Annotated in this window: 14 protein-coding genes and 1 pseudogene; 6 read left to right on the top strand and 9 right to left on the bottom strand. The window is 42.6% G+C overall.

What is annotated here, in order from left to right; translation table 11 throughout:
• Nucleotides 1–45: 45 nt before the first annotated feature.
• Nucleotides 46–189: pseudogene (locus CRO04_RS20175) on the top strand (MBL fold metallo-hydrolase); the annotation flags it as partial.
• Between the two features lie 28 nt (nt 190–217).
• Here CRO04_RS20175 and CRO04_RS20170 read toward each other — a convergent pair.
• On the bottom strand, nt 218–691 hold the full coding sequence (locus tag CRO04_RS20170) for a flavodoxin family protein (RefSeq protein ID WP_097006043.1): 474 nt from the start codon (nt 689–691) through the stop codon (nt 218–220).
• On the bottom strand, nt 688–1,251 hold the full coding sequence (locus CRO04_RS20165; RefSeq protein WP_097006042.1) for a PadR family transcriptional regulator: 564 nt from the start codon (nt 1,249–1,251) through the stop codon (nt 688–690). The genes CRO04_RS20170 and CRO04_RS20165 overlap by 4 nt, the downstream gene beginning before the upstream one ends.
• Before the next feature lie 173 nt (nt 1,252–1,424).
• Here CRO04_RS20165 and CRO04_RS20160 point away from each other — a divergent pair, with 173 nt between their 5' ends.
• The 5 genes from CRO04_RS20160 to CRO04_RS20140 all read left to right on the top strand — a co-directional run bounded on the left by CRO04_RS20160 (nt 1,425) and on the right by CRO04_RS20140 (nt 4,615).
• Complete coding sequence (locus CRO04_RS20160) at nt 1,425–1,730, top strand: ArsR/SmtB family transcription factor (RefSeq protein ID WP_097006041.1); 306 nt, start codon at nt 1,425–1,427, stop codon at nt 1,728–1,730.
• An 82-nt stretch (nt 1,731–1,812) separates the two neighbouring features.
• A complete protein-coding gene (locus CRO04_RS20155; protein WP_097006040.1) occupies nt 1,813–2,832 on the top strand; it encodes a permease in 1,020 nt (339 codons plus the stop codon).
• Between the two features lie 17 nt (nt 2,833–2,849).
• On the top strand, nt 2,850–3,140 hold the full coding sequence (locus CRO04_RS20150; protein ID WP_097006039.1) for a thioredoxin family protein: 291 nt from the start codon (nt 2,850–2,852) through the stop codon (nt 3,138–3,140).
• Nucleotides 3,141–3,144: 4 nt separating this feature from the next.
• A complete protein-coding gene (arsB, locus tag CRO04_RS20145; RefSeq protein ID WP_097006038.1) occupies nt 3,145–4,191 on the top strand; it encodes an ACR3 family arsenite efflux transporter in 1,047 nt (348 codons plus the stop codon).
• 19 nt (nt 4,192–4,210) lie between these two features.
• Complete coding sequence (locus CRO04_RS20140; protein ID WP_330400898.1) at nt 4,211–4,615, top strand: arsenate reductase ArsC; 405 nt, start codon at nt 4,211–4,213, stop codon at nt 4,613–4,615.
• Nucleotides 4,616–4,666: 51 nt separating this feature from the next.
• Here the strand turns inward: CRO04_RS20140 and CRO04_RS20135 are convergent, their stop codons facing one another.
• From CRO04_RS20135 to CRO04_RS20105, 7 genes are all read right to left on the bottom strand, one after another.
• Complete coding sequence (locus CRO04_RS20135; protein WP_097006036.1) at nt 4,667–5,944, bottom strand: DUF4038 domain-containing protein; 1,278 nt, start codon at nt 5,942–5,944, stop codon at nt 4,667–4,669.
• Nucleotides 5,945–5,966: 22 nt separating this feature from the next.
• A complete protein-coding gene (locus CRO04_RS20130) occupies nt 5,967–7,817 on the bottom strand; it encodes a beta-glucoside-specific PTS transporter subunit IIABC (protein WP_097006035.1) in 1,851 nt (616 codons plus the stop codon).
• A 201-nt stretch (nt 7,818–8,018) separates the two neighbouring features.
• Complete coding sequence (locus CRO04_RS20125) at nt 8,019–9,065, bottom strand: LacI family DNA-binding transcriptional regulator (RefSeq protein ID WP_166432624.1); 1,047 nt, start codon at nt 9,063–9,065, stop codon at nt 8,019–8,021.
• Nucleotides 9,066–9,081: 16 nt separating this feature from the next.
• Nucleotides 9,082–10,554 (bottom strand): FGGY-family carbohydrate kinase, encoded by a 1,473-nt coding sequence (locus tag CRO04_RS20120; RefSeq protein WP_097006033.1) that lies wholly within the window; start codon nt 10,552–10,554, stop codon nt 9,082–9,084.
• Complete coding sequence (locus tag CRO04_RS20115) at nt 10,551–11,495, bottom strand: transketolase family protein (protein ID WP_097006032.1); 945 nt, start codon at nt 11,493–11,495, stop codon at nt 10,551–10,553. The genes CRO04_RS20120 and CRO04_RS20115 overlap by 4 nt, the downstream gene beginning before the upstream one ends.
• Nucleotides 11,492–12,310 (bottom strand): transketolase, encoded by an 819-nt coding sequence (locus CRO04_RS20110; protein ID WP_097006088.1) that lies wholly within the window; start codon nt 12,308–12,310, stop codon nt 11,492–11,494. Before CRO04_RS20110 ends, CRO04_RS20115 begins: the two co-directional genes overlap by 4 nt.
• A gap of 17 nt (nt 12,311–12,327) precedes the next feature.
• Entirely contained in the window at nt 12,328–13,728 is a 1,401-nt protein-coding gene (locus tag CRO04_RS20105; protein WP_097006031.1) for an L-fucose/L-arabinose isomerase family protein, read from the bottom strand.
• Nucleotides 13,729–13,761: the final 33 nt, after the last annotated feature.

Raw genomic sequence — 13,761 nt, 5'->3', positions numbered from 1 at the left:
ATTATGATATTATAACATTCATAAATGAACCCATAGGAGAACATTATGAAGTTAACCGTATTAGTTGATAATAATACATTCATTGACAGATACTTCTTAGGAGAGCCTGCTGTCAGTTATTATATTGAATATGAAGATGATAAAATATTGTTCGATACAGGATATTCTGATGTGTTTATCAGCAATGCAGTCTCACAATCAAGATATAAAAATAATCCTATATAAGCCCCTCCGCCCACTTCGCAGCGCTCACAAGACTCTCCTGATTCTTCTTTGGTTCAACATAAGCCGTTTCACCAATAAATTTATTTCCAGGCAGAGCTTCCTTTAGTTTAGCAAAACATTTTACTGCTCCGCCGCCTCCATGGCTTGCAAAAATTGCAATCTGTTTATTCCTGATCTGATAATCATTAACGAAACTTCTTATTGGTGGTGCAAACGATCCTGCCCATACCGGAGTTCCGATTATTATCGTATCATAATGACTTAAATCAATTCGATCATTTGTCAACGTTGGTTTATCTCCAAAAATAACACTCTTTCCACCCCAGAAGTACTTACCGATCCCCCCTGTCGGATAATTCTTACTTGTCTTCAATTCAACTACGTCCGCATGCAATGTTTCCCCGATCTTCTCCGCAACCAACTTCGTATTCCCCTCAAATGAAAAATATACAACTAAAGCACTCATAATGGTTCTCCTTTCTCAGAAATAATTTTTTTTGCTTCCTCAGCCCAATCCCTCATGGCGGAATAAACATAAACACCGCAAAGTGCCGTCAGATGACTATAAGTACAATTAATACCCTGATCCTTAAACTGGTCCATCTGTTCCATACACTCACTCATATCTCTTATCAGATCTTCATTTCTCCTGATAAAATCATCCAGATGCCCGATTAAAACGTCCGGTTGGGTATTGTCACCAAAAGATATCTTAAGAAGTATCTCATAACGAAGCTTCTCTATCTCCGGCTTCTCACGCAGCCAATCCGAAAGTTCTTTTCTTCCCGCTTCCGTAATGCTGTATACAATTTGCCCCCGTCCGTTTCCATGTTCCACATTGTCAGAGCTGACTGCCAGCCCCTGTGCAACCAGTGCCTTTAATGTGGGATAGATCTGCCCATAGCTTTCCTGCCAGAAATGGCTGTATTCGTTTTCCAGCCACTTTTTTATAGTGTAACCGGTCAGCGGCATACGGGCAAGCATCCCAAGCATTACATATTTTGACTTTCCCGTGTTTTCTTTCATTCGTACCTCTCCTTCTCATCAATATAATATTATAATATATCATATTGATATATTGTACAAGTCAAAATATAATATTTATCAGTGTTCCATAAAAATAATATTTTTATATTGACTTTTTTAAATATAGAGCATATACTTTTCATATCAAAATAATTTGATTTGAGGTGATATGCTTGGAGAATACTCATGAAAAAAATGCCAGGATTTTCAAGGCGTTCTGTGATGAGAAGCGTCTGGCAATTCTGGAACTTCTTCGCAGTGGTGAAAAGTGTGCCTGCGTACTCATTGACCAAATGGAGATCGGTCAGTCCTCTTTGTCCTATCACATGAAGATATTATGTGAATCAGGCGTGGTGGACAGCCGGCCGGAGGGCAAGTGGACTCACTACCGTCTGAGCGAATCCGGCAGTAAATATGCCGCAGAGTTACTGGTACAGCTGACGACACCGAATACCCGGCAGGTACCTGATGAATGTTAAATGTCAGAGAGGCCATCGATTGGATGGTTTTTCTTTCACTAAATACATCAAGTTTTTTTGATATGAATAATTGAATGGAGGGATGTTTTTGAACACCTTACAAGCAGCCTGGAATATTTTTCAGGAACAGATACTGGGTATGAAGTGGCTGAATCAACTGATTGGAAATCTGCTGTCTTCTCTTGGTACTGATATCAACAGCCGTTTTGGCGGAAGCATACAATTTTTTCTTTACGATGTGATAAAAATAACCGTGCTTCTTTGTTTCCTTATTTTCCTTATTTCCTATATCCAGAGTTATTTTCCTCCTGAACGCAGCAAAAAGATCATGAGCCGCTTTCATGGAATCTGGGCGAATGTCATCGCGGCACTCCTTGGAACTGTCACCCCTTTTTGTTCCTGTTCTTCCATACCGCTCTTTATCGGCTTTACCAGTGCAGGTCTTCCCCTGGGTGTGACATTCTCATTCCTCATTTCATCTCCAATGGTGGACCTTGGCAGTTTAATTCTTCTTATGAGTATCTTTGGCGTAAAAGTTGCTGCTGCATATGTACTGATTGGATTAGTAATTGCTGTTATGGGAGGTACACTAATCGAAGCACTTCACATGGAGAACTACGTGGAGGAATTTATCCGTAATGCCAGTAATGTTGATATTGAATCTCCCACACTCACCAAAAAAGACAGAGTCATTTATGCCAAAGACCAGGCTTTATCCACCTTTAAAAAAGTATTTCCCTACATTTTGGTGGGAGTTGGTATCGGCGCCGTCATACACAACTGGATTCCGGAATCCTGGATTAATACAGTTCTTGGAACAAACAATCCGTTTGGTGTAATTCTGGCAACACTAATTGGTGTCCCCATGTACGCGGATATATTCGGCACGATTCCCATTGCTGAAGCACTGCTGTATAAAGGAGCACAGCTTGGTACGATCTTAAGCTTTATGATGGCGGTAACCACACTCAGCTTTCCGTCAATGATCATGCTGCGTAAGGCAGTTAAACCAAAGCTGCTGGGTGTATTTATTGCAATCTGTGTTATAGGTATCACGATAGTCGGCTATTTATTTAACTTATTACAATTCTTATTTATCTAATATCAGGAGGTATATTTATGAGTTTATTTGGGAAGAAAAAGGAAGTAACAGGAAAAAGAAACGATTCCCCAATCAAGGTACTGGGTTCTGGATGTGCAAAATGCAATCAGCTGGAGTATGCAGCAAAAGAAGCTTTGTCAGAGATGGGCTTAGACCCTTCCATTGATCATGTTACCGATTTTGCAGAAATTGCCGCCTATGGTGTTATGTCAACTCCTGCACTTATTATTGATGGCAAGGTCGCTTCCTATGGTAAAGTTCTAAAAAAAGAGGAAGTAATTGATTTAATTAAAAAAATAAGGGGGTAGCCTGATGAAAGAAATCAAAAACTCCGGCATTAGTTTTTTTGAACGGTATTTAACTGTGTGGGTAGCTCTATGCATGGCTGCAGGAATACTGATTGGAAAATTTATACCTTCCATACCGGCGTTTCTCGGCCAGTTCGAGTATGCTAATGTTTCAATCCCAATCGCCATTTTAATATGGCTTATGATTTATCCTATGATGCTAAAGGTTGATTTTCAGAGTATTAAAAATGTAGGAAATAACCCAAAAGGCTTATTTGTTACATGGGTAACCAACTGGCTGATTAAACCTTTTACTATGTTTGGCATCGCATGGCTGTTTTTCTTTGTACTATTTAAAGCATTTATTCCCACAGACCTTGCCCGCGATTATCTGGCCGGAGCTGTACTGCTTGGTGCGGCCCCCTGTACTGCCATGGTATTTGTCTGGAGTCATTTAACAAAAGGGGATGCTGCATACACAGTTGTACAGGTCGCTACCAACGATCTGATTATTCTTGTGGCATTTACACCCATCGTAGCCTTTCTTCTGGGCGTAAGCGGAGTAAAAATACCCTGGGACACCCTGCTGCTGTCCGTCGTGCTGTTTGTTGTCATCCCTCTTGTGGGTGGAGTGGTTACCCGTAATTTAATTACCCAGAAGAAGGGAATGGATTACTTTCAGAATAATTTTATACCCAGATTCAACCACATTACGATTGCAGGACTTCTGCTGACACTGGTGATTATATTCTCCTTTCAGGGTAAGATCATTCTTGAAAATCCACTTCATATTGTACTGATTGCAGTTCCATTGATACTGCAGACTGTTTTTATATTTACAATTTCTTATTTAGCCTGTAAACTGCTGAAACTGCCTCATTCCATTGCTGCACCTGCTGGAATGATAGGTGCTTCCAACTTCTTTGAACTTGCAGTTGCTGTTGCAATTGCGCTGTTTGGCACCGGCAGCCCTGTAGCACTGGCTACCATTGTCGGGGTTCTGGTTGAGGTCCCTGTGATGCTGATACTGGTGAAGGCTGCAAATAAAACACGAGGATGGTTTACGTCATAATTAAAGGGAGGGAATGACCATGTTACCAAAAGTAGCATTTATATGCGTTCATAATTCCTGCAGAAGCCAGATTGCAGAAGCACTGGGCAAACACCTTGCCGGAGATGTCTTTGAAAGCTATTCTGCCGGTACGGAAACAAAGCCGCAAATTAATCAGGACGCAGTGCGGTTAATGAAGCAGCTCTATGGAATTGATATGGAGAAAACTCAGTACAGTAAGGTACTTGAGGATATACCACCAGTTGATATTGTAGTTACAATGGGCTGTAACGTACAGTGCCCATTTCTCCCATGCACCCACAGAGAGGACTGGGGACTTGATGATCCAACCGGTATGGATGATACTGTATTTTCAGAAACAATCTGGACGATCCGGGATAAAATAACCGATTTAAAAGAGCGTATTAAGGCGAAGGAAATCTAATCATTAACATAAAAACAGAGGTCAGTTTGAACCGGCCTCTGTTTTTATGTCTTAATACCTCTCAAGTACAATTAATCCGTCACCTTTAAAGTCATGCATGGATAAAGATGTTTTTCCGGGCTCTGAAACCATCCGGACTCTGGCAGTCCTTCCTGTACTGAAATCAACCGCTCTGCAGGAATATCCCTTAAAATCCTTTCCAAGCACAAGCTTTGTTGTATAAGGAACATAGATGAGATATCTTTCATCACCTGTCGCGGCCATCCGGATCTGCTCCGAATTTTCCAGCAAAAGCTCCTGAGCCGGTACCAGTTCACCAATATGATTGGATTTCATAAAGTTCTCTATGAAACCGTAATCCCAGGCCCCTGGAAAATGAATTGCCTCTGAAACAGGAAACGCCTCATCAAAACCTTCACCCAATACCGGATTGGCTTTCTTTCCTGATTTTTTCCAGTTCCAGACTCCGTGAGCCCCATACGTAACACCAGCACAGGCACCCGACAAAATCCCACTCCACGCAGCCTTTCTTATATCATAGGGCTGAAAACGTCCGTACATCTTACGGCTGTATCCCATCTGCTCATAGCATGGCTCTGCATTTACAACAGGTTTTTTCGGGTAATCCCTGTAGAACTTTTCCGCCAGCAGATATGCCATGTCCTGTCCCTCTGAAAAATGACCCGACTGATACATATAAAAGTCAAGACGATCTAAAAACTGTTTGGGAATGTAATCATATCCCCGTTTAATATGCATGGTTTTTAAAGACTCCGGTGATTTTTCACATACTGTTTTCAGCGCTGTTTCATAATAAGATACCGCCTCATCCGTATCAAAATCCGTATCACCGCTGACCACATAGATGGGTTTAAACTCATCAAATACTTCCACTACTTTTTCTGTATAGGTGCTGATAAAATCCTCTGGCATCACATTTAAGTCTGACATTCTGCTCCCCCAGGTTCCAGGAACATAATTAAGCCACAATACCACCAGTGCCAGCTGAAATCCCTTATCAACTGCCATACTGCACATCTGCCTGGCTCTGGTATAATACGCTTCATCCCACTCCGTGAAATCGAATTTATGCCCATCCTCTGTCTTAAACGGATAAACTCCTACATCCGACATACATCTGTCCCATTGAGGAAGAGTATTAATCTGGAGTACATTAAACCCCTGGATCCAGCGTCTTTCCAGATAATTCTCCCATTCCTCCAGTGTGATTGAAGTAAATGCACTCCATACCGTATCTGCCAGATAAAAAAAATCCCGGCCATCCAGTGTAAAGTTCCTCTTATTCTCATGTATCTTAAGTCTGCTCATGGAAAACCTCCAAATCTTTATGTTACCGGGGAATACAATGAATAATCGTGTCTCCTGCTATCACTGATTTTGCTTCTGCAGTTAAAACATCTGCATATTCATTGCTGTTTGTTACCAATACCATAGTAGTGATATCGTAGCCTTCCCGCTTCATGCTGTCCAAGTCTGCAACTAACAGAAGGTCACCTTTTTTTACCCTGTCTCCGGCTTTTACCTTAAGGTCAAAATATTTCCCCTCAAGCTTTACCGTATCTAAACCTACATGGATAAATACCTCGGCTCCCTGATCTGTCTTAATTCCTACGGCGTGGGGATATGATGTTTCAACCGTTCCGTCGCAAGGTGAGTAAAATGTGCCGTTTTCTGGTAAAACTGCGCTTCCCTTACCTAATCCACCGCCTGAAAACACCTCATCTTTTACTTCTGATAATGGAATCATGGTTCCATTTACAGGTGCAGATAAAACCTCTTCCTTTTTATCAATACTGATGGATTCTGTCTCCACTTCTTCAAGTACCATCTGATCATTATATCCAAACAGATATGTGCAGATTGCAGAACCGAAGTATGCGATAGCACATGCTGCACAGAATCCGGCAAATCCGACTCCTATATAACCGGTCAATGTAAGAAGGCTGGTACCTAAGACTGCAGGCGCGCCTGCACCCACTGCTGCGGTAATTGCCCCTGCAATACCGGAGAAAAATGCTCCGATAAAGAACGGTTTTTTGTATTTTAGTGTTACTCCGTAGATGGCTGGTTCTGTAATACCAGCAAGCACTGCAGAAAGCGCTGCAGGTCCTGCAATATCTTTTACTTTTTTGTTTTTCGTCTTTAAAAATACTCCTAATGCAGCTCCCGCCTGAGCAAAATTATTAGGTCCTGTTATTGTAAACAGTGTATCTCTTCCGTATTGTGAAATGTTATTAATAACAATGGGAATGAATCCCCAGTGCAATCCAAACATAACTGCTGCCGGCCAGATAAGTCCCAGGAGAAATCCGGCAATGATCGGATTGAAAGCGACCAGGCTAGTATAACCTCCTGCCAGCAATTTTCCTGCAATATCGGAGATTGGACCGATTACCAGGAAGGTGGACGGCACCATAATTACAAGAGATAAAAGTGGTGTGAATATATTTTTAATAATATCCGGAAGAATTCCCCGCAGGCCTCTTTCCAGTTTAGAAAGTACATAAACGGAAAGAATGATTGGAATCACCGATGAAGTATAACTTACAAGAACCACCGGAATTTTTATAAATGTCAGTGCCTCTTTTGCTGCAAATGCCCCTGTTAAGTCCGGATATACCAGTGCTGACGCAATTGCAACTGCTATAAAAGGATCTGCTTTAAATTTCTTGGCGGATGTATAAGCAAGGAAAACAGGAAGAAAGGTAAATACACCATCTGCCGCTGCATATAAGATCCGGTAGGTTCCCATATCAGTTGACAGCCAGCCCATTGTTGTAAACAAAATCAAAAGACCTTTTAACAAACCGGCGCCTGTCATTGCTCCCAGAGTCGGAGCAAAAATACCGGAAATCGTACTCATAAATAGATTAATGATATTTTTATCCTTATTTATATTATCATTTTTATCCATGTCCCCTGCTTTTATAGATGTATTTGCCAATATGGAATCATATACATCACCTACAGCATTTCCAATTACTACCTGAAGCTGGCCTCCTGCTTCCACCACAGTTATGACTTTTTCCGTCTGATTCAGCCTTTTTTTATCAACTTTAGCAGGATCCTTAATCTGGAACCGCAATCTGGTTGCACAGTGAATCAGCGAATTTACATTACCCGCTCCCCCTACGCCGGCCACAATCTGTTTTGCCAGCTCATCGTAATTTTTCTTAGCCATGATTATCCCTCCTGAGATTGAGTCATACCCTATAAACCTTCTTTATAAATCGTTTTGTGAATTCATACTAACACCCGTGAGGAGCTCAATCAATCCCCTCCGGGTTTTTCTCCGGATCAATCAATTTGCCATAGTATTACACCTTTAATTCCCTGTTTTTTTGTATGATTGTTACATATTTTTAAATTTTATTTAAAAATATTATTTATAAATGTACTTTTTTTTGTCAAATACACTTTCTCCTTCCAGCAGCCTGGTCTTATAATAAACCCGCACCATCTCTCCCTCTTCGTTCTCAATATGCCGGATTAAATGACTTATGGCAGCTTTATGCCTCATGGTATGGGTTCCTTTAATTAACGTAAGATTAATACCAGGTATACTGAGTTTTGGCAATGCATCAAACCCAATTAAAGAGATATCTTTCGGCACCCGGATGTTCCGCTCCAGAAGTGCTTTACTTACACCCAGGGATATGACAGAGCTTTCAAGAACAAACGCTGAGGTTTTCCTGATCCCTCCGTCCAGATTCCGGTTCATAGCCTCATACACCTCATCAATCTGATTGCCTAACCGGATAATACGGCTGCTTCCGTCACCGCAGTGCCGTTTTTCCATTTCTTCAATAAATGCCTCTCTCCGCTCTGTAAAATTAAATATATCTACCTTTTCTGCAAGATAGGAAATATAGCTGTGCCCCTTATCAACCAGATAATCAACAGCTCTGCAGATTCCCTCTTTATTATCAATGAGAAAGCTGTCCATCCCCTGTTCATAGAACAGATTATCCCCCACCACAACAGGAATTTTCAGCTGACCAAAAGGATAGATATCACTGTAGTTCATCTCGGCAGCCATCATATAGATTCCTTTTATATCACTTCTCCTGCACTTATCCAGCAATTTTTCCAGATTTCCTGATTTCTCATAAAATTCCTGATAATCAAACCGGTATCCGGCTTTGTTGCAAATGTATTCAAAATCATCAAAAAGCAGAGGGTCCCGCCTGTTTTCCCTCTGCTTTAATATAATTCCATGCTTAATATAGTTAAGCATCAGCACAGTGCCTTTACTTTCGTCATACTCTGCCCTTAACCTGCTGTTATTCTTCTCTTCTTCCATAAGAATATAATTCTGCACCCTTTTTCTTGTCGCTGGTTTGACTCCCGGCTTATTATTTATAACCAGGGAAACGGTCGCTGGAGAAATTCCCAGTGCAGACGCTATATCCTTTGCTTTCAGACGCATAGCCGTATCCTCTCTTTCAAGATATTCCACGGCCACCGGTATTTTGGCAGACCAGATTAAGCCCCTCCCTCCATTGGTTTTTTCTCATGAATCTGCTGTCCTTGTCCATGTGGCTGTTATAAATATCATACTCAATATTAGTAAATATTTTATTCCTGTCATAAATTCCAGCCGCTATTCCTGCCATATAAGCAGCTCCGATTGCAGATAGCTCCTCCTGTCTGGATACCCGCATACGGATATCTGAAATGTCAGACTGAAACTGCATTAAATAACGGTTCTTAGCCGGTCCGCCGTCTGCACATAGCTCTTTTAATGTTTTTTTGCTGTCCTTTTCCATGGCAGTCAGTACATCCGATACCTGAAATGCTATGCTCTCAACCGCTGCCTTCACAAACTCTGCTCTGCCAGTAGTCCGGCTCATGCCATATATCATAGCTCTGGCGTTTTCCTTCCAGTATGGTGCAGATAGTCCGGTAAACGCTGGAATGAGGACTGCCGTATCCGCCTGGTTTGCTTTATGAACCAGTTCCTGCACCTCTTCATCCGAACCAATAAGACCCATGTCATTTTTCAGCCAGGATATTACGGCTCCTGCATAATTAATATTCCCTTCTAACACATATTCTACACGGCCTTCCATTCCCCACGCAAGAGATGTTGCAAGACCTGAGCTGCTTTTTATAAATGTCCCCCCTGCGTTCATCATGATGGAAGATCCTGTTCCGTAAGTCGCCTTAGCCTGACCCGGCATATGACAGCCCTGCCCAAACAAAGCCGCGTGAGAATCTCCCATAACCCCATAGACAGGCACTGGCACATCAAAATATCCTTCAAAATCCGTATATCCAAAACAGGCATTACTGTCACAGACTTTAGGTAGTGCCTGGATGGGCACTCCAAACATCCGGCATAATTCCTCATCCCATTGTAAGGTGTGGAGGTTAAATAACTGGGTTCTTGAAGCATTGGAGTAATCAGTCAGAAAGCTGCTGCCTTTTGTCAGCCTGTAGACCAGATAACTATCCATTGTACCCAGGCAATAAGGTTCCTTTAATGAGAGATTTTCCAGGAGCCAGGCCATTTTCGCCGCTGGAAAATAGGGGGACAGGGGCAGGCCTGTCTTCTCATAAATGACCGGACTGCTGTCCTTAAAACGGTCAGAGATCCGGGCTGCCCGGCTGCACTGCCAGACAACAGAAGGAGCAAGGGGCTCCCCGCTCCTGCTCCACACAGCAGTTGATTCTCTCTGGTTGCTGATTCCTGCCGCTGCCACATTCTCTCTTTTAATGTCGGATCGATCCAGTACTTCCCTTACTGCTAAAATCGTATTTTCATAAATTTCTTTCAGATCATGGGATACCCAGCCTTTTTTATTAACAATCTGTTTATGCTTTCGGTCTGTTCTCCCGATTAATTTACCCTCTTCATCAAAAAGAACAGCCTTCGTTCCCTGTGTACTCTGGTCTATTGCAATCACATATCTCATTGATCCAGCCCCTGTCTCAATCCGGCTAATACCGCCTTTTTTATTCCCTGGTCATCCAGACCATAATGCCTAAATATCTCATGATTGGTGCCAGCAATGATATGTCCGTCAGGAAGAGCAAGATTCACCACTTTTTTGGGACAGCTGGCGGTCACAATCTGTGAAACCATGCTTCCAAGTCCACCATAAGGAGAATGTTCCTCTGCCGTAACAATTAAATCAGCCTTTCCGGCTGCATCAATCACGGCTTTCTCATCCATTGGCTTTAAACAGTACATATCGATCAGTCCAACGCGGTAACCCTCATTTTCCAGTTCTTTCACCGCTTTCACCGCGTAAGGAACCAGCTCCCCGCAGGAAATAATAACAGCATCTGTTCCTTCTCTGATCACATTGGCCCGGTCCAGTTTAAAATCCATATTTTCATCATAGACATCCTCTGTTGCCGAACGGCTGACTCTTACATAAGCAGGTTTTTCATCTTCAAGAAGTGATTCAATCAGCTTTCTGGTCTGAAAACGGTCACAGGGCAGATAAACCCTCATGTCCGGCAGACTGGCCATGGCTGCGATATCCTGGCAGGAATGATGGGTCATTCCCAGTGCACCATAACTCACACCACCGCTAATTCCTATTAACGTAACATTCGTCTTTGAGTAAGCCACATCAACCTTTACCTGCTCATAGCTTCTGGTGGATAAAAAGCTGGCAGGAGAAGCTGCAAAAACCTTTTTATTACAGGTTGCTAAACCAGCAGATATAGATACCAGATTCTGCTCCGCGATTCCCACCTCAACAAACTGCTGGGGATACTGCTTAGCAAATGCTGTAAGGGACGCCGAGCCTCTTGAATCCGAGCATATTACCACAATATCCCTGTCTTCCTTAGCCGCACCCATAAGTGTATCACAAATCACCTGTCTGTTTGTTATCTGATTCACGCCAGCACCTCCTCCAGTTCTTCCACTGCTTTCCTGTATTGCTCCTCTGTCATGACACCATGATGCCATTTTTTCTCATTTTCCATAAACGACACCCCTTTTCCTTTCGTCGTATGGGCAAGTATCACAGAAGGACATCCCTTTGTTTTTTCAGCTTCCTGATAGGCAGTAAGAAGCTGCGGGCAGTCATTTCCATTATTAACTTCTAACACATTCCAGCCAAATGCCTTAAACTTCGCTCCCAAATCATCACTTTTCATAGTCTCCCTGGTCGTCCCGCTGATCTGGAGTCCATTTAAATCCACTGTAGCGCACAGCTGGTCCAAACCATAATGTCCGGCTGCCATCATTGCCTCATAATTTGAACCCTCAGCCATTTCACCGTCTCCCAAAACAACATAGGTTCTATATGACCGTCCATCCATTCTGGCCGCCAATGCCATTCCCACTCCCAGGGAAAGTCCATGCCCCAGTGATCCGGAATTTATCTCAATTCCAGGGACATCCATGGTGGGATGACCAATAAATTCAGAGCCAAACCTGCTAAATGTATCAATGGCTTTCTGCTTATCAAAAAATCCAAGATCTCCCAGAGTCATATAAAGTGCGTCTGCGCAATGTCCCTTACTAAGCAGAAAACGGTCTCTGTCATCAGACTTCCAGTTATGGGGACTGACATTCATTACTTCAAAATAGAGTACAGTTAAGATATCAATCACACTTAAATCACCACCAATATGACCGGCTTTCGACCGATATATTTCCTCAATAATATCTCTTCGAAGTTCATAAGCCTTTCTAGTGAGTCTGTCCATGTTCACCACGTCCTTTCCTATTCGCCCCGTATCCATGCTTTAACTTCTTCTTCATTGTTATCATACAGATCCGGTGTTATGCCAATATACTTACATGCTTCATACAGTACCGGAACCACATCTTTATGAATACCAACACAATGATGGATATAAGGTCCTTCCACGATTTTTGCTTCCAGCCTCTTTAAATTTTTAACTTCCACCCATACATAAGTCCCCTTTGTATAAGGGCCCTCAATTCCCTTTGCATTTCCAAGAAGCAGGCTGTAATTACCGTTGTCTCCATCAAAGCGGCAGAGCGTCATCTCACCCAGCTTTGCTTTTGCTTCCACGGCTCCTGGATGGTCAAACGCAAGCGGATACCCGATGGACGGCTTACAGGCAGCGCAGGAAAGAGGCCAGGGACCGCAGTGCTGCAACAGCTCTCCATTCTCATTATCAGGGTGCCGGACAGTCCAGTCCGCAAAAAATGTCCTGGTTGTTCCAAGTCCCGCCGCCTCACACATAATTGCTGTAACTGCACCATGAATATCAGTCTCACAAACAACAGGAAGTCCTTCCTCGTTTAAGAGACTATTTGCAGCACAAGGCATAATCCCAATTTCGTCCTGTAGCTCATTCCAGCACTGTAATGCTATGGCATTGCAGCCATAACGGTCCGCCAGAGTTCTCATTGCCGCCTTTAACGCTGCCACGGTCTTAAGATCCTCAGCATTTATGTTTACTTCAAATTTTTCATTACAGTAGTTTACTATTTCCTGAATTGTTTCCTCATTCTCTTTAATCCGTTTTATCTCTCTGGTCAGCTCCGGCATGGGAATTGGTGCCAGCTGTATATTGAATTTCTCAAGAAGTTCCCCTTCATTGCACATGGTGGACCAGAAATCAAAAGGCCTGGGTCCGATCTGAAGAATCCGGGTATTCCTAAATGCTTTTACCACATTGCATACAGCAAGAAAATTCGTAATTCCTCTTGAAAAAGCTTCATCCTCTAAGCGGCAGTTGCATAAATAGGTAAAAGGAATCTGAAATCTCCGAAGAACTTTTCCCGTAGCAAACAATCCGCACTGACTATCCCGAAGCCGGATTCCATTTTCATCCGGTCTTTCATCTCTGGGTCCCCACAAAAGTACCGGTACATTGCATTCCCTGCATAGTCTGGCCGCTTCATATTCCGTTCCAAAATTGCCGTGAGGGATAAACAGACCATCAATCTTTTCGGACTTAAATTTCTCTGCTATCTTAATTCTGTCATCCTCCTTATGCAGCAGCCCATCCTCTGAGATATCCGTGATATCTACAAAGGTAACTCCCATTTCCTCCAATTTTTTTCTGGTCAAATCCGCATACTTTACCGCATCCGGCGCAGAAAATATACTCCTTCTCGTCGGTGCAAATCCCAATACTACATTTGTCATACACATATCTCCTTTTTTAATGGTTAACCATAT

The sequence above is a fragment of the Lacrimispora amygdalina genome (assembly GCF_900205965.1).
Taxonomy (GTDB): domain Bacteria; phylum Bacillota; class Clostridia; order Lachnospirales; family Lachnospiraceae; genus Lacrimispora; species Lacrimispora amygdalina_A.
Note: the sequence above shows the minus strand (reverse complement) of the source record. Positions and strands in the feature narration are given on the sequence as shown.